Below are 16,350 nucleotides of genomic sequence, written 5' to 3'. Positions count from 1 at the left end.
CGCCACGACGCTAGCAACAAATCCCGGGATACCGCAGAACCTCGTGGCACGATCGTTACTCGAGTGAGCACAACGTCCCCTTCAGAGCAGTCCGCAGCCCGCCGCGTCGCACCCGCGAGCGGACGGAAAGCCCTGTCCACCAAGCAATTTCGCCCCGACATCGAGGGGCTGCGCGCGGTCGCGGTACTGGCTGTCGTGCTCTACCACGCCGGCATACCCGGGATGCGCGGCGGATTCGTCGGCGTCGACATGTTCTTCGTGGTGTCAGGTTTCCTGATCACGGGGCTGCTGTGGCGGGAAGCCGGCCAGACCGGAACGGTGCGGCTGGCATCGTTCTACGCCGCACGGGCGCGGCGATTGCTGCCCGCTGCCGCAGTGGTGCTGGTGGCGACGTCCGTCGGCGCGGTGGCGCTGCTGCCGCCGCTGCAGGCTCGTGGCGTGCTCGGCGACGCGATCGCCAGCGCGCTCTACGTCGGCAATTACCGATTCGCCGTGGAAGGTACCGACTACCTGGCTGCCGACGCCGCACCCTCGCCGCTGCAGCACTACTGGTCCCTCGGAGTCGAGGAACAGTTCTACCTGCTGTGGCCGGCGCTGATCATCGGGGTCGCATGGCTGTTGACGCGGTCCGGCCGGGACACGCGCTCGGCCGGACCGTACGCACTGGTGCTGCTGGCCGTGACGGGTGGCTCGCTGGCACTGTCGTTGGCCTGGACGCAGACGATGCCGCCGTGGGCGTTCTTCTCGCTGCCCACCCGCGCGTGGGAGTTGGCCGTCGGTGGTCTGATCGCCTTGACCGCCGCGCGTTGGCGGACGCTGCCACCGGTGTGCGCGGCCATCGCGGGCTGGGGCGGGCTGGCGCTGATCCTGGTGACGTGCACTCAGCTCGGGGATTCGGGACCCTACCCCGGCACCGCCGCGTTGCTGCCGACGTTGGGCACCGCGCTGGTGATCGGCGCCGGGTGCGCGATACCCGATCTGGGGGCGGGACGGCTGCTGGCCCTGCCGGTGATGCGCGGTATCGGCCGGGTGTCCTACTCGTGGTACCTATGGCACTGGCCGCTGCTGTTGTTGGCGCCTGCGCTGTTCGGCGGCCCGCTGGAGCTGGGCGGCCGGGTGCTCATGGTCCTGATGTCGCTGGGGCTGGCGATCTTGACGCTGCACCTCATCGAGGATCCGGCCCGATTCGCCGCGGCCCTGCGTGCCTCCGCGTGGCGGAGCCTGGCGGTCGGTGCGACCGCCACGGGAGTTGCGGTGTGCGCCGGGCTGGTTCTGCTGGCCGTGCGTCCCGTGCCGACGGGTTCGGGGCCTGCGGCGATTCCGGTCGCAGCCGTGCAGTCCCCCGCGCCGGGGCCGACACCTCGGATGCTGACACCGGCCGAGCAACTGCGGGCCGCCGTGGCGACGTCGGTGAACCTACGGGCCGTGCCGTCGAATCTGTCACCGCCGCTGGGGAACATCACCAAACCGGAGGTGTTCCTCAACGGCTGCGTGTTGTCGTGGAAAGACGTCACTCCGCCGGAATGCGCCTCCGGTCAGGTGAATTCGAAAACCACCGTGGCACTGATCGGCGACTCGCATGCGGGTATGTGGCATCCGGCATTGGAACCGATTGCGCGTCAGCGTGGTTGGCGGCTGGAAACGATGGCCAAGGTCACCTGTCCGATGTTGAAGCTGCCGATCGTCAGTCCCTATCTCGGCCGTGAGTACACCGAGTGCAAGCAGTGGCGGGCCGCAGTGCTCGCCCGGGTGCAACAGGAACGGCCGGCGCTCGTCGTGGTCGACATGGTGCGCCGCTATGGCGCCGACTTCGGTTTCACCAGCTACGACCAGGTCTGGCTGGATGCGCTGACCCGGTTGGTGTCGCAGTTGCGGGGCACGGGCGCCAAGGTGCTGGTGCTCGGCCCTGTTCCCGATCCGCACGGCACCGTGCCGACGTGCCTCTCGGCGCACATCAACGATGTCACAACCTGCACGCCGCAACGATCGATCGCCATGAACGACACCGGTATCGCCGCCGAGACTGCGGCCGTGCAAGCCGGAGGCGGGCAGTACGCGAACCTCGCCGAGTTCTTCTGCACGGCCGACCGCTGCCCCGTCATCATCGGCAACACCATGGTGTTTCGCGACGACAACCACATCACCACCGAGTACGCGCAACTACTGAGCCCCATCGTGGGCGGGCTGGCCGAGAGCGCGCTGGCGCGGAACTGAAAACCCGGCTCGTGGCGCCGTCAGCTGCCGGCGCGCAGCAGTTTCGCCACGACGGCAGCGACCTGACCCGCATAGCCCCCGCCGAAGAGCACCACATGCGCCAACAGCGGGTAGAGCTGATGCAGCCCGACGCGACCTTGCCAGCCATCGCGCAAGGGGCACACCGATTGGTAGCCGGCCAGCACCTCGCCGAGATGTGGACAACCGAACAACGTCAGCATCGCCAGATCGGTCTCGCGGTGCCCACCGTGCGCGGCCGGGTCGATCAACACCACACCGTCGGCCGTCCACATCACGTTGCCGCTCCACAGGTCACCGTGCAGCCGAGCCGGGCCTTCATCGTCGTCGAACCGGCCCGCACGGCACAGCGCCGCCACCTCGGCCAGGCCGCGACGGGCGGCCGCGTCGAGCCGTCCCGCAGCCAGCGCACCCATCGGCTCCAGGCGCTCCTGCGCATAGAACTCGCCCCAACAACCATGGTGGCTCAACGACATCGGAAGCGGTTGCGTCATCGGCCCGAAAAACGCTGCGCCACGGTAGCCGTCGGGTCCGGCGCCGAACGCCGCGGCACCCGCATTGTGGGTGACCGCCAGCATGCGACCGAACTCGTGCGCGGCCCGCGCCGACGGGGCGACCGATTGCAGCCGTTGCAGCGTCAGTGATGTGGCGTCATACGCCAGAACCCGAGCGCACGGCACACCACCGTCGACCGTCAACCACTGCAGCCCGGCGGCTTCTGCCGCGAAAAACCCTTGCGGCGCCGCCGGATTGCGTTTGACGAAATAGTCCATCAGACCCGCCTTCTGCGCGATGGACTTCTGCATAGAGCGAGGGTACTGCGCGCCGTTACTGGGACCCAGCCGGTGACCTGACCCGCGCGAGGGTTTCCGTGATCCGCAGAGTCAGCTGGGTTCGAGGTCGATCCTGATTGTCAATCTGTCGGTTCCCGCGGCCCGCACCGCAAGGCTGTTGAAACCACCGAGCTCATCGAGTCGTTTCTGGGTGTCGTCATCGGGGAGCAGTGTGGCGGTGCCGGTGTGCCATCGCCCTTTGAGCCGTAACCGCACGTGAGGGTTGGATTGAATGTTGCGAACATAGTCGGATCGGTATCCGTGTTCGGACACCAACCAGAAACTGTTGCCCTGGCGTCGGCCACCGATAGGCGTGACCCGCGGCAGACCGCTCTTGCGGCCGGTGGTCTCCAGCATGATCAGCCGTGATGAGCGTCGCGCCAGCGGGTTGACGACGAGGCGCTGGCCCGTATGGATGAGTCGGAATTTCAAAAGGTTTCGGTCAACCACGTCATATCCCTCTAGTCAGATGGTGTGTCAATCGTCAGCGATTACAAGCGTCTTGCTGCCTTGCCTCGAAGAGCTGCGTCACCTACATGTTTGCATCATCGATATGGCGCGTCATCAATTTTTCTCGCACCGCGTTGACGATTTCGAGTTCACCCGTTTGCTGCATAGACAATCCCGTTCGGGGCGCGGACTTTCGACAAACGATCGCGAGCACTTCTTCGATCCTGCCGTCGAGGTCTTCGACCGGATCCGAGCCACCGGCCGACAGTCGCATCCTCAGACGTTGCCAAAGTCCGCTTTGAAGGCAATCGCCAATCTGCTGAAGGCGCTCTCCCAACATCATTCACACAGCTCATACATAGGTCACACACACATGTTCGGGTTGGAACTCCCACGCTGGCGATTCTCTGGGAGTTCGCTGCGGTTGTACATGGACAACGTTTCGAAGCCGTCGACGGTGTCAATGTGGACTCGTATGCCCGCGGTGACATCACGGCGGGGGTGGTCGGGGAGAAAGAGGCACTATGACCGTGAAACGCATAGCCGGTACCGCGGCAGCGGCTGCGGGCATCGGCATGTCAGCGCTGTTGGCGGCGGGACCAGCCGCGGCCGTTCCGCAGGCGCCGCAACTTTGTGATCAAGCCAATTCCGCCAACTGCCCGCCAGGGCCGGGCGGCGCGCCTCAGGCGCCCAACAACGCACCACAGAGCCCGCGCGGTAATCCGCCGCAAAACAACGGACCGCAGGGCAACCCGCCGCAAAGCAATGCGCCTCAGGGCCCGCAGGGCAATGCGCCGCAGGGCAATGCGCCTCAGGGCAATGCGCCTCAGGGCCCACGCAACGAGGGTCCGCGTAACGGGCCACAGGGCAGTCTGCCTCAGAATGAGCCGCAGGGTCCGCAGAACAACGGACCAGAAGGCAACCCCCGTCCGAATGGCCCACAGGGCAACGGACCTGGCAACGGCCCACAAAACAACGGGCCTCAGAACAACGGCCCACAAAATAATGGACCCGACAACCATCCCAACGGTCAGCCGAACGCGCCCGCGGGCCGCTACGACCGCGGTAATGACCAGATCGGCGGCCCGCGGGACGCACCGCACGGGTTCAGCACTCCAGGCAACGGCGCCCCGCCGCCCCCGCCGGAGCGGGGTCCGGGCTGGAATGACGGTCCTCCCCCCGGCGGTCCACCGCCCAATTGGGACGGCCCTGCTCCTGCCGGTGGCTGGAACGGCCCGCCGCCCCCCGGCGGCTGGAACCGCCGGTATGACGGCCCAGGCCGTGACATCACCCAAGCCCGAATGGATTTCGGTCCGTTCAACTACAACGGCTACACCGCGATCCCGATCTTCAACCCCGTGTTCGGGGGCTGGGGTTTCTGGTTCTTCGGTGTGTGGATCCCGCTGTTCTGATCAACACGACGCGGCGGCGCCGGAACTGCTCGCACGCCGAGCCGGTTTCGGCGCCGGCCGGCTCCCGGCGGATCAGCTGCCGGAATCTACAACCTCTTCTAAGGAGAAGACATGGTCACACGCGTTGTGATGATCGGCGTAGCGAGCGCAGCGGTCGCGGCCTGCGCCATCACCGGATGCTCGAACGGTACCTCCAGCGACAACTCCAGCAAGCCCTCGTCGTCGCAGTCCGGGTCAGCAGGCACTTCAGGCTCCGTCGGCGCTTCCGGCGCCACCACAGTCGTCATCGACGGTCAGAATCAGAACGTGTCCGGGCCGGTGACATGTACCGCCACGGACTCCGACATCAACGTCACGATCGGCGATTCGGCCTCCGGCGTAGGCGCCGTCATCAGCAACGACTCTCCGCCGAACGTTCACTCGGTGGGCCTCGGCACGGTCAACGGTGTGGCACTCGGATATGCCGATGCCGCAGCCGGACACGGCAACGCATCGGCCACCAAGAGCGGCAACACGTACAAGATCACCGGCAACGCCGTCGGTTTCGACACCTCGACCCAACAGCAGGTGACGAAGTCCTTCGAGCTCGATTTCACCTGCCCATGACCAAGCATCCGGCACCTCTGCCGACCCATCAAACCTGGTGCCCTGGTCGATTTGCCTCGAACTCTCAAGAGCCGAACCGGAAGATCAACGCGCTCACCGCAATGACCAACGCCGCCAACGCAATCACCGGCGCCACGGCGACCAGAGTCAGCGACGCACCGACCATTGCGCCGCCCATCATGGTCGCCACGACGCCGTAGCGCAGCTTCGCCCGCTCACCGGTGCCGCCGGCCAGACGGCTGTCGAGCCCGATGCCCACGATCGTCTGGGTAAGCACCGTGGTACTGAGTTCCTGGATGCCGAACTGCCGCGCGGTGGCGTTCTGGATACCGAAAGTGATCGCCAGACCCGAGATGAGGATCAGCTTGCGGTTGTCCTGATAGTCGAGCACACCGGCGCCGGCCAGGGCCGAAAGCATCAGCAAAATAACGACTTCCACCGAATGCGTGACCGTCAGCCAGGTCCGGGGACTGCTTTGGAGGTGCCGCGCGAACCGCCCGCCCACCACGGTGCCCACGACGAAACTGACGAAGGCGACAACCGCCGCCGCAAGATCCACCCCGGAGTGCGGCACCAACCAGAACCCGAGAAAAATCACGTTGCCGGTCATGTTCGCGACGAACACATGGCCGAGCACCAGCACACTGACCGCATCGACCACACCGGTCGCGAAGGTGAGCAACAGTAGCGCGGTAACGGTGAGCCGGTCGGATACCGGTGACTGAATGGCCATCGCCTGGTTTCTCAGGTTACAGCTGCGGCGAGAGATCCAGCTTGGTCAACGCGGGCATCTGCGTGATCCGCCATGTGCCACCGTCACGCTTGAGCGTCAGCCGGTAGGACAGGTAGCGCAGCGACGGGATGTTCTTGGTGATCGGGCTGGTCGACACCGAGTTGGTGTACACGATCGCAGTCGCTTCGTCCGGCCCGATGGTCTCCACTGCCGTGCCCATCACCTGGGTGTTGCTGGAGACTTGCGCCTGCTTGTTGGTCGGCACGATCGAGTCGACGAATGTGCGGTACTGCACGGCGAAATCACCCGACAAGTACTGGGACGCGCGCTGCGGCAGGGAATCGATGTTGTCCGGTGTGTAGGTCCACAGCGTGGTGATCGCGTCGGCCGCCGTCTCGGCGACCTTCAGCTTGGTCGCGACCAGCGCCTGATCCGCCAGGTACGGCTGCACCATGGCGCCCGCAAAGGCCCCCGCCGCCACGAACAACGCCGCGGCCCCGGCCGCCGCATACGTCAACCGCTTCCCCGCCGGGCGGAACGGCACCATGATGGTTTCGGCGTTCTCGTCCTCAGGTTCGGCCGGCCCCTCGGAATCCGCCGCCTCATCCGAATCTGTTGGTAATTCATCAGATTCATCGTTCGCCGCAGCGTCCTCAGCCTCACCGGCGGCCACGCGGCGACCTTTACCGACCGGCGTCCGCGATTTGGGGCCGGCCTCCGGCGAGGGCGTGCTCGTCGAGAGTTGGTCGGACTCCGGCCCGTCGGTTGCCGTCTCATCGGACGACTCGGTTTCCGCCACGGCCTCGGTATCGACCGGCGCCTCTTCGACCTTGCGCTGCCACGGCATCCGTCGGCGCCGACGCGGCTCGGCCGAATTTCCCGGGCCTGCCTCCTCCGACCGTTCGGTGGTCAGATCACCTGATTCAGCTGGCTGATCTTCCACTGCTGTCCCTCTCGAATCGTCGTGACCACCCAGCGGTTTCCGCTCTCGATTATCGATTTCCCATCGGGTGACCGGGTGCTCGTCTTGGCCGCGACCAGCACATCAGCGCTGCCGTTGTCGTTCCAGCGCTGGATGCCCGCGTCTTCGACGGTGCCCTTGGTCGGCTCCGCGCGGGCCACCTGGACGACGATCTCGTTCTCTCTTTCTTTGAACATTTTCGCGAAATCGCCAGTGGCCCATTTGTTCAGGATGTTATCGGCGTAAGGGTTCGCGTGATACGGATCGATCGTCATGTAATCGGCCATGAACTCGCGCGCCGCTCCCAGCGCCCCCGCGGCGTTCCCCTGAGCCCGATCATCTGACACGTGGCGCACCAACATGAACACGCTGCCGGCGATGGCCGCCGCGATCAGCAGAGTCGACAGCACCGCCACCACCGGCAGCCCCCATCGCATGGGTGACTTCGGTTGCACCGCAAAGTAATCTGCCTCCGCGGTGTCGATCTTGCGCCGCGGGCTCATCAACCCGCCCCATTCATCTGTGGCTTCGTGAGCACGGTGAGGTTGTCCACCCGCCACTGCCCATCGATCTTGCGGAAGTCGACGCGCACCGTCGCGGTGAGGAACTTCAGGTTCTTCGGGTCGGTGCCGCGCTGGCCCTGCAACGCCAGCAACATCGTTCCCGCGGTCTTGGTCGACCCGGGTAGCACGGCGCTGCTCACGGCCCAGTACTCGTTGGTGTTTGGACCGGCCTTGCGTACCGCCGCCTGCTGCTCGGCCAACTGCGGACGGTAGGTGTCGGTGGTCACGGTCAGCGCCCTGGCGAAATCCTTTTCCATCGAGTCGACGCCGTAGCTCAGCAGCTGTTCGACGGTCCGCGGTCCCTGGTCGGCGAGCTGTGCGCGAGCCTGCTGGATCGTCAGCTCCTGGCGGTATGAGCCCCAATAACCCAGTCCTGCCGCAGAACCACACAACAGCGCAGCCACCAGCATGACCACCGCGGCCCGCCGGCGGACACCGCGCACCTGCTCTTCGGCCACCGCGACCCGGTGCACCTCGGTGCGGGCCAGCAGATCGGCGAATGTCCGATTGCGGCTGTCCCACAGCGGCCACAGCCAGCCGATGCACAGGGCGGCGGTGTCCAGCAGATGCGCGAGTTCACGCAACGTCAACCGGACCAGCCCCACGTCACCGCCGGCGGTCACCACCCGGATACCGAACACCGACCGGCCCAGCGTCCAGCCGGTCGTCGCGGGCGCAACAACGCGGTTGACCAACATCGCGACCACCACCGCAACAGCCACGCCGACGTACACCCACCACGGCCAGCCGTGGGTCGGCGATGCCGACGCCAGCACCCCCAGCGTCACGATCACGGCCAGCCCCAACAGGACGTCGATGGCGAACGCGCCCGCACGCACCGGCCAAGACGCCAACACCGGTTCCGGGGCGGCGGTTGCGGTCTGCGAGTCGACGGTGTCCGACGAAACGGTGTCCAAGGAAGCAGTGTCCAATACGGTCGTCACGAGGTGACCTGGTCGAGCCTGGCCACTTTGTAGACACCCTCGTCGGGCGCCATCTTCACCCGAAGCCGGTAGCCCTGCTCCTCGTCGGACTTCTCGCTGTTGCTGACGACTACGCGGACCGCGACCAACAGATCCATCGAGCCGTCCTCGTTGTGCTTCTCCACCGCGGCCCGCAGGTCCGAGACCTGGACCTTGACGTTTGCCGCCTGATAGGCGTCCACCAGCATGCTGCTGTAGAGCACCGACTGCGCACCGAAGTCACCGGTCGAACAGTCGATGATCTTGGCCTGGGCCGCCGCCATCGCTGCCGTGTCGGGCGCCTGCGTCGCCGTCACGCAATCCTTGGCCGCTTGCAGTGCCGCCGCCTCGTCGCGAGCGATCTGCTCGCTCTCGCCGTGCGACCGCAACGCGAGGTAGCCCCCGGTACCGGCCAGCGCCGTCAGGACGAGCAACCCCGCACTGATCGCGGCCATCGCGCCCCGGCCCAGCCGGGACGGACGCCGCTCGATTTCAGCAGCCGGCGTGACTTCCGGCCCGCCGGACTGCCCTATAGCCTCCTCGGCACGAGGTTCTGGATGTTCGGTGTCCTGCTGGCCGGCGAGGTTCAGCTGGCTGGCGCCAGCATCTCCTTCCATCCGTCATCTCCTGGTCTATTCGAGTTGGTGACGGAGTACTTCACACCGTCCGGACCGACCACCTCACCGCTTGACGGGCTATAGATCGCCGTCGAACCTGCTGCCGGAGTGTAGATGCATGGATTCGGCTGCTGTCCACTGCAAATGACGCTACCCCCTCGCGGCGCGGTCAGCGGATCGCTGGTCGGAGCCGATCCGCCCACTTCAGTGGGCGGTAACATACTCGCCGGCAACGGGTTCAATCCGGTGTTCACCGAGGGCGCGGGGATCACCCGGCCCGGATCCACAGGCTGGTCGCATCGCGCGGCCGGGGCCGGACAGTTGCGGACCTGATTCGGGTCGCCGTACCACGGGTTGGTGCCGAGCGGTACGTACGGTTCATTGCTGCGGCACTCGGCCGGGGTGGCCGCGCGCTTGCCCGGCACATCGGCGCACGGGTAGTTACGCGCCCCACGGACCGCATTCTGCGCGTCCTTGGGGATCTTGCAGTACAGGCCCGACGGCACCGGCGCCGTCGTGGTGTCGGCGGGACCCCGCCACTGCGATGCCGGCAAGAACCCCGTGAGGCACGGTGGCGGCGCGTTGATCCCGAGGCCGAGGTGAATCAGGGCTTCCGGCTGAAAGGTCGTGAGTACCTGCGCGATCGAGCCGCCCTGCGGCAGCACCACCAACGCCTGCTCGACATTCTTGTGGTAGCGCTTGAGCATGTCGATGACGATCTCGAGGTTCGCCAACGTCTGCGGCAGCGACTCCCGGACGTCCCCGAACACCGCGTTCAACTGATCCGCAGTCGGTGCGGCCTGCTGGATGCCGCTCCGTAGCACCGCATCATTCTGGGCAGTCTGGGCGGAGATCGTGTTCAGATTCTTCGCCCAGCGCGAGATCGCGTCGCCCGAATTCACCTGACTGTCGATGATCGGCCCGGAGTTGGTGACGATGTCGTTCACCGGGTCCAGGTTGTCCTTGAAATCGCTCGCGATCGCCTGCGTCGAATCGACCAGACGCTGCAGTGACGGGCCCAAGCCACCGACCGCTTTTGCGGTCTCGTCGAGCAGCAGGCCGATCTTCTCCTTCGGCAGCACCGACAGACCGTGCTCGGCGGCATCGAGCGCCGGCCCCACCTCAGCGGGCACGGTGCCCTTCCTGATGGTGTCGCCCGACGCGAAGTACGTATTCGACTCCCCGGCGGAGATCAGATCGATGAACTGCTCACCGACCGCCGACACCGAGTGCACGTTGGCCGTGGCGTCGGTGGGGATCTTGAACTGGTCGTAGATGTTCATCTGGATCCGGGTACCGGTCTCGGTGGGCTCCACCGAGGTGACCTTCCCGATGGTGGTACCGCGGTACGTGACGTTGGCGGTCTTGTACAGGCCCGCCGAGTTGGGCAACTCGGCGTTCAGGTTGTACATCCCCACGCCTGCCCAGGTCGGCAGGCGGAGGTACACCACGGCCAGCACGGCCAGCGCGACCAGCGTCAGCGTCAGGAAGATGACGAGCTGCATCTTGATGAAGCGGGTCAGCAGCACCTCATTCCCCCCTTTCCACCAGCGGGCCACCGGGTACGTCGTGCGGATTTGGCGTGAACCGGATATCCGGAATCATCGTGTTCGGATCACGACCCCAGGCCTGTTCCAGCGCCCGCAGCATGCCCGAGACACCGGTACCGGACAGGAACGCATTGTCGATCGCACTCAGGGTCAGATCCAGGTCCAGCGACACGTTGAAGTAGTCGCCCCGAATGACCTTCGGGACGTTGTCGATGTTGAACGGGGCGGTGAGTATCAGCTTCAGCGCACCGACCAGGTAGGGCGCGGCCCGGCTGAGCTGCTTGAGCGGACGCTGCAGGTTCTCCAGATTGGTGTGCAGATTCGCATTAGTTCCCGACAGCGTCTCGTCAGCCGCGGCCGAGAGCCGGCCCAGCGCTGTCACCGCATCGGCGAACAGATCGCGGGTGTCGGCGAAATGTTGAATCAGCGGCGGGAACTCGGTAAGCACCCGATCCAACGTGTCGTTGCGCTGGGCGACGATGTTGAGCAGTTGATTCGTCGAATCGATGGCCCGGGTGATGTCGTCGCGCTGCTGGTTGAGCTCGTTGGTGAACGTGTCCAACCGGCCCAGGAACTCCCGGATCTGATCGGCGCGACCATTGAGGATGTTGAACACCTCGGTCTGGATCACCTCGATGTTGGGGATGCCGCCGCCGGTCAGAATCCCGGAGATCCCGGCCAGCGTCCGCTCGATCGTCGGATACGCCGAGGACTGCGCCAGCGGGATGGTGTCGCCGCTGCGCAGCATCTCCTTGGACGGATTCTGATCCGGCGGGTTGAGCTCGACGTGCTGCGAACCCAGCAAGCTGGTCTGGCCGATCTTGGCCAGTGTGTTCTTCGGCAATTCGATGCCCGGCTGCAGGTCGAGAGTCAACGTGGGCACCCAGTTGACCAGCTCGATGCTGCGCACCCGGCCGACGAACACGTCGCGGACCCGCACCCGGCTGTTGGCGTTGAGGGCCAGTGTTTCGGGCATCTGCACGTACAGCGTGGTGTGGCCGCTTTCGGTGCCCGGACCGCCTGGCAGCGGGACGTTCGCGATGCCACGCCACTGACCGCACGAGGTCAACATCAGCGTCGCGGCCGCCAGCGCCGCCAGGCGCAGGCCCACCCTCTTGGGTGCCGGTTTCTTCGGCAACCTCATCGGACGCATTACGACCCTCCTGCCTCGGCCGGCAGCGGCGGTGCACCTGGTGCGGGTGCCGGAGCGGCCGGAGCCGCCGGGGCGACCGCCGACACCGGATCTCCTGGAACGACGCCGGGCGCCGGTCCGGGCGGTGGCCCTGGCTGTGGATACCACGGCGGCGGCAACGGAGTGTTCTCGCTGTAGGCATTCGGTGGGCCGGGTAAGTTGCCGCCCGGCGGCACCCCGAATGCCGGCGGAGCCGGTGGAGCCACGATGTCGGGACCGCCCATCAACTCGGCCAACGACTCCGGAGTCAGCATGTTCTGGGTGAACGGCTGCACCTGGACACCCTGCATGCCCGGTGCGACAGTCCAACCCGGCTCGTGGTTGCCGTGCGAGAACAAGGTGTCACGTGCCCAGATACCGGGCACAGTGGTGTCCTTGTACCCCGGCGGCGGCTGCAGCCGCGGCTCGGAGTACGCGATCTGCTTGGGCAGCGTCATCGCGGTGCTGGCCAGGTTCATGCCGAACGGCAGGTAGTTGGACTTGATCGCGTCCAGGATCGGCGCCAGGTACTGCGCGCACAACTCGGCCGAATCCTGGTAGCCCAGACGGCTGCCCGCCTGGATCGAGCTGCAGATGAACTGCAAGGGGTTGGCGAAGCTGGTCAGGCCCGGCAGCACCGGCAGACCGATAATGCCACCCTGATTGGGCGCCACGATGTTGACGAAGTTCGCGGCGAGGTTCGGGTAGGCGTGCAGACCCGTCTCCAGCCCGTTGCGCGGCTCGGGCTGCAGGATCGCCGTGGTGGTCTCTTCGAGGTTGTTGACGTCGTGGGTCAGCACGCCGCCGTTGCGGTCGAGGAACTGGCGAGTGGTCTTGAGCACCCGGTTGAGGTCCTGCAGCGCATTGGACAGTTCCTGATCCTTGGAGAAGGAATTGGTGAACTGGACCAGATCGTTGTTGAGCGCCACGAACTGCTGATCGCTCTTGTGCAGCGCATTGACGAACAGCGCCAGGCTCTTGACGATCGTGAAGAAGTCCCCGCGGCCCTGGTTGAGCGTGGTCAACGCCTCCGACAGACCGTTCAGCGTGCGGTTGAGCTGTTCCCCCTTGCCGGCGAAGCCGTCGGCGAACGACTCGATGACGTCGCCGAACGGACCCTTGGGCTGTTCGGGGGTCGGGCCCAGCTCGGCGAGCAGGCGGGTCACCTGATTACGCAGCTCGTCGTACTCGATGGGGATCTGGGTGCGGTCGACCGGGATGACCGCGCCGTCCTGCATCTGCGGGCCGCCGGTGTAGGGCGGTGACAGCTGGATCACGCGGGACGCCACCAGGCTCGGGTTGAGCACCGAGGCACTGGCGTTCTCCGGCACCTTGTACCGGTTGTTGAAGTGGAACACCACCTTCATCTTGTCGCCGGCGGTTTCGATGCTGTCGATCGCGCCGACCCGGACGCCCATGATGAGGACCTTGTCGCCGGGATACAGCGCAAGTACCTCGGGGAAGTACGCCGTGACCGTGGTGTTGGTCAGCTTCTTGTACAGGCTGATGCCGAAGTAGCCGACCACCAACGCCAACACGACGCCCACCGCGCCGACGATCGCCGCCAACCGCGACATATGCGGCAGCTTCAGGTTCCGGATGTTGAAAATCGTTGACATAGCTCGACGTATCCCCCTACCTATCCCTGCGACCCGGGCGGAAGGAACGGCGGGTTACCCGGCAACGGGGCCGTACCCGCAGGAGGTAATTCCGGTCCGGGGCCGGGCGGCGCCGGCGGTGCGTTCAGCGGTGGCGGTATCGGGGCAAACCCGGGGACGAACTCGTCGGGCCCCGGTTGCGGGCTGACCGGCACCGTGCGGGCACCCGGCGGACCGGGGGCCAGCGGCGCCGGCGCACCCGGCTGATCCGGCGGCAGCTGACCGGGGATGACCGCGCTGGGGACGCCCGGCGAATGCGCGACGCCATCCGGATTCGGCGCTGATGTGGCGACGTCCGGCGGGGTGTAGTTCGCGCCGTACGGGTTGTCGCCGAACGGTCCCGTGGTGGCGGCCGCACACGGCAGCGGGTTGCCCGGGGACGGGATACCGTCGGCGGGCGGCGTGTACGAGCACGGAGAACCGGGCGGGACGGCCGGTCCCGGATGCTCGGGAGTGCCTTCCAGCGGGGTCGGGGCGGGCGGCGGTGCGCCGTTCTCGAATCGCTCGCCGTTGGGGTCTGGGAACCGGAACGACGGCAGGCCCGCGTTGCGCCAGAACTCCTCGGGATCGATACCGCGCTTCTTGAACGCAGCATCGACGAACGGTTGCAGAATCTGCGGCGGCAACAAGTTGACGAGCATGACCTTGAAGTACGGGCCGGAGGCCAGCGCCTCGGCCAATGACGTGATGAACTTGCCCGCGATACTCAACGTGTCGGCCAGGTCCTGCTTGCGCTGGGCCAGGATGTCGCTGACCGTGCGGAGCTGCTCCAACACGTGGTTGAGGTTCGGGTTGTCGCTGATCAAGCCCTCGACCTGATGCGATACCGCCGACACCCGTTCCAACAGCATGCTGACGACCTGGCCGCGCTGGTTGACCGCGGCCAACAGGGTCTGCGCGTTCACCAGCAGCTGGTTGACCTGCGTGCTGCGGTCGCCGAGCACGGTGGCGATCTTGTTCGCGTTGGCCAGCAGTTGCCGGATCTGATCGTCACGCTTGCCGATGGTTTCGGAGAACCTGGCCACCCCGTCCAGCGCGGCGCTCAGGTGCGGCGAGGTTTGATCCACCGTCTCCGACAGCACATTCAGCGATTGACGAACCGACTGGGTGTCCCAGCCCGAGGCGTTGCGTGTGACGTCGAAGATGGCGTCGTAGATCTGGTAGGGCGTCGTCGTCTGGCCTACCGGCAGAATCCCGCGCGGGGGCAGAGTCTGGTTGCCTCGCGGCTGAATCTCGATGTTCTTGCGACCCAGGATGGTGTCGGTCCGGATCGCGGCCCGGCTCTCGGTGCCGATGGTGCGGCCGCCGAGCGTATAGCCGATCACCACCCTGTCGCCGTTGATGTCCATCGACCTGACGTCGCCGACGTCCATGCCGGCGATCCGCACTCGATCACCCAGGTTCAGACCACCGGTGTCGGTGAACTGCGCATAGTAGGTCGGCACCGCGAAGATCATCGGCACGCTGGTCAACGTCGAACCCACACCGATGATGAGCGCGACGACAACCACGCCCATCAGGCCCTTACGGAACCGGTCGGAACCCTGCAGTGTCCTCATTTCGGCGTGCACCTACCCGACGGCTGCGACGTGATCCGTACGTTTCGGACCGGTCCGCCCGGCTGCAAACCGTTGAGCTTCAACGTGATGTCGCACGCGTAGAAGTTGAAGAAGTCACCATAGATGCCACCGGCACGTCCGATGATCTTCAATGCGGCCGGCATTTGCACCAGGATGTCGTTGACCTCCTGCTTCTGGTCGATCAAGGGCTTCTGGATGACGTCGAGATATCCGAGAGTGTCCTTGAGCAGCGGCCGGTTGTCGCTGAGCAGATCGGCAAGGGAACCCGCCACGTTGCTGATGTTGGCCACCGAGGCGGCGATCGGGTCGGCCCGGTTCTTCAGCCCGGTGATCAGCGTCTCGAAGTTCTTCAGCGTGTCGTCGAACTGCTTCTGGTGCTTGACGGTGGTGTCCAGCACGATGTTGAGGTTCTTGATCACCTCACCGATGGCCTGATCCCGATCGGCGATCGTGGAGGTCAGCTGGGAGGTCTGGTCCAGGATGTCGTTGATGGTGCCGCCCTGGCCCTGGAAGACCGTGATCAACGACTTGGCAATGGTGTTGACCTTGTCCGGGGCCAGCGAGTTGAACAGTGGCCGGAAGCCACCCACCAAGGCGTCGAGGTCCAGCGCGGGCTGGGTGCGTTCCAGCGGGATGGTGCTGCCGGGGGGGATGATCTTGTTGCTCTCGCCGCGCTTGAGCTCGAGGTAGCGGTTGCCGATCAGGTCCTGGTAGCGGATCACCGCGGTGGTCTGGTCGAACAACGGCAACGACTTGTCGACGTCGAACGTGACCTCGGCCTGCTCGCCGCCGTTGATCAGGTCGACCTTGGATACCTTGCCGACCTCGACGCCGGCGGCGCGGACGAACTGCCCGCTGCGCAGACCGCTGACGTTGTTGAAGATCGCCGAGTACTCGCTGGTGCTGTTGAACCGGAGCTGGGCGAACACCACGAAGATGAGCCCGGTGAACGTGAGCAACACCAGGGAGAAGATCCCGAGCTTGATAAGCGTGCCCTTGATGCTCATGCGGCTCCCTCGCAG

The 16,350-nt window shown here is 65.8% G+C and carries 16 protein-coding genes; 3 read left to right on the top strand and 13 right to left on the bottom strand.

The window, feature by feature from the left end; all coding sequences use genetic code 11:
- Positions 1-63 precede the first annotated feature (63 nt).
- Positions 64-2,214 carry an acyltransferase family protein gene (locus H276_RS0121115; RefSeq protein ID WP_019973278.1) on the top strand — a complete coding sequence of 717 codons (2,151 nt, stop codon included), beginning with the start codon at positions 64-66 and terminating at the stop codon, positions 2,212-2,214.
- Between the two features lie 20 nt (positions 2,215-2,234).
- Here H276_RS0121115 and H276_RS0121110 read toward each other — a convergent pair whose 3' ends face one another.
- The 3 genes from H276_RS0121110 to H276_RS0121100 form a co-directional block, all read right to left on the bottom strand.
- Positions 2,235-3,038: a fructosamine kinase family protein gene (locus tag H276_RS0121110; RefSeq protein ID WP_019973277.1), complete on the bottom strand. Its 804-nt coding sequence runs from the start codon at positions 3,036-3,038 to the stop codon at positions 2,235-2,237.
- Between the two features lie 78 nt (positions 3,039-3,116).
- The gene (locus H276_RS0121105) at positions 3,117-3,515 is read right to left on the bottom strand and encodes a nitroreductase/quinone reductase family protein (RefSeq protein WP_019973276.1); all 399 of its coding nucleotides are present in this window, start codon (positions 3,513-3,515) and stop codon (positions 3,117-3,119) included.
- Positions 3,516-3,597: 82 nt separating this feature from the next.
- Positions 3,598-3,858, bottom strand: coding sequence for a hypothetical protein (locus H276_RS0121100; protein WP_155943208.1), 261 nt, complete (start codon positions 3,856-3,858; stop codon positions 3,598-3,600).
- 181 nt (positions 3,859-4,039) lie between these two features.
- Between H276_RS0121100 and H276_RS25065 the strand changes: the two genes are divergently transcribed.
- Together H276_RS25065 and H276_RS0121085 are read left to right on the top strand one after the other, a co-directional pair.
- Entirely contained in the window at positions 4,040-4,927 is an 888-nt protein-coding gene (locus H276_RS25065) for an MAP_0585 family protein (protein ID WP_196807969.1), read from the top strand.
- Between the two features lie 111 nt (positions 4,928-5,038).
- The gene (locus H276_RS0121085) at positions 5,039-5,533 is read left to right on the top strand and encodes a lipoprotein LpqH (RefSeq protein ID WP_019973273.1); all 495 of its coding nucleotides are present in this window, start codon (positions 5,039-5,041) and stop codon (positions 5,531-5,533) included.
- Between the two features lie 64 nt (positions 5,534-5,597).
- Here the strand turns inward: H276_RS0121085 and H276_RS0121080 are convergent, their stop codons facing one another.
- From H276_RS0121080 to H276_RS0121035, 10 genes are read right to left on the bottom strand one after another with little or no spacing between them, the layout of a single operon-like run.
- Positions 5,598-6,266, bottom strand: coding sequence for a YoaK family protein (locus tag H276_RS0121080; RefSeq protein WP_019973272.1), 669 nt, complete (start codon positions 6,264-6,266; stop codon positions 5,598-5,600).
- Positions 6,267-6,282: 16 nt separating this feature from the next.
- Positions 6,283-7,209 (bottom strand): hypothetical protein, encoded by a 927-nt coding sequence (locus tag H276_RS0121075; protein WP_026357268.1) that lies wholly within the window; start codon positions 7,207-7,209, stop codon positions 6,283-6,285.
- Complete coding sequence (locus H276_RS0121070) at positions 7,176-7,730, bottom strand: hypothetical protein (RefSeq protein WP_019973270.1); 555 nt, start codon at positions 7,728-7,730, stop codon at positions 7,176-7,178. The genes H276_RS0121075 and H276_RS0121070 overlap by 34 nt, the downstream gene beginning before the upstream one ends.
- Complete coding sequence (locus H276_RS0121065) at positions 7,730-8,734, bottom strand: RDD family protein (RefSeq protein ID WP_019973269.1); 1,005 nt, start codon at positions 8,732-8,734, stop codon at positions 7,730-7,732. Before H276_RS0121065 ends, H276_RS0121070 begins: the two co-directional genes overlap by 1 nt.
- Positions 8,731-9,369, bottom strand: coding sequence for a hypothetical protein (locus H276_RS0121060; protein ID WP_019973268.1), 639 nt, complete (start codon positions 9,367-9,369; stop codon positions 8,731-8,733). Before H276_RS0121060 ends, H276_RS0121065 begins: the two co-directional genes overlap by 4 nt.
- Complete coding sequence (locus tag H276_RS0121055) at positions 9,339-10,895, bottom strand: MCE family protein (protein WP_026357267.1); 1,557 nt, start codon at positions 10,893-10,895, stop codon at positions 9,339-9,341. Before H276_RS0121055 ends, H276_RS0121060 begins: the two co-directional genes overlap by 31 nt.
- 4 nt (positions 10,896-10,899) lie before the next feature.
- Positions 10,900-12,072, bottom strand: coding sequence for a virulence factor Mce family protein (locus H276_RS0121050; protein WP_081625522.1), 1,173 nt, complete (start codon positions 12,070-12,072; stop codon positions 10,900-10,902).
- Positions 12,072-13,709 (bottom strand): virulence factor Mce family protein, encoded by a 1,638-nt coding sequence (locus H276_RS0121045; protein WP_019973265.1) that lies wholly within the window; start codon positions 13,707-13,709, stop codon positions 12,072-12,074. Before H276_RS0121045 ends, H276_RS0121050 begins: the two co-directional genes overlap by 1 nt.
- A 20-nt stretch (positions 13,710-13,729) precedes the next feature.
- Positions 13,730-15,307 (bottom strand): virulence factor Mce family protein, encoded by a 1,578-nt coding sequence (locus H276_RS0121040; protein WP_026357265.1) that lies wholly within the window; start codon positions 15,305-15,307, stop codon positions 13,730-13,732.
- The gene (locus H276_RS0121035; RefSeq protein WP_019973263.1) at positions 15,304-16,335 is read right to left on the bottom strand and encodes a virulence factor Mce family protein; all 1,032 of its coding nucleotides are present in this window, start codon (positions 16,333-16,335) and stop codon (positions 15,304-15,306) included. The genes H276_RS0121040 and H276_RS0121035 overlap by 4 nt, the downstream gene beginning before the upstream one ends.
- Positions 16,336-16,350: the final 15 nt, after the last annotated feature.

Origin of the sequence: Mycobacterium sp. 141 (genome assembly GCF_000382405.1) — a bacterium.
Lineage (GTDB): Bacteria > Actinomycetota > Actinomycetes > Mycobacteriales > Mycobacteriaceae > Mycobacterium.
This window is presented reverse-complemented; position numbering and strand designations above follow the sequence as displayed.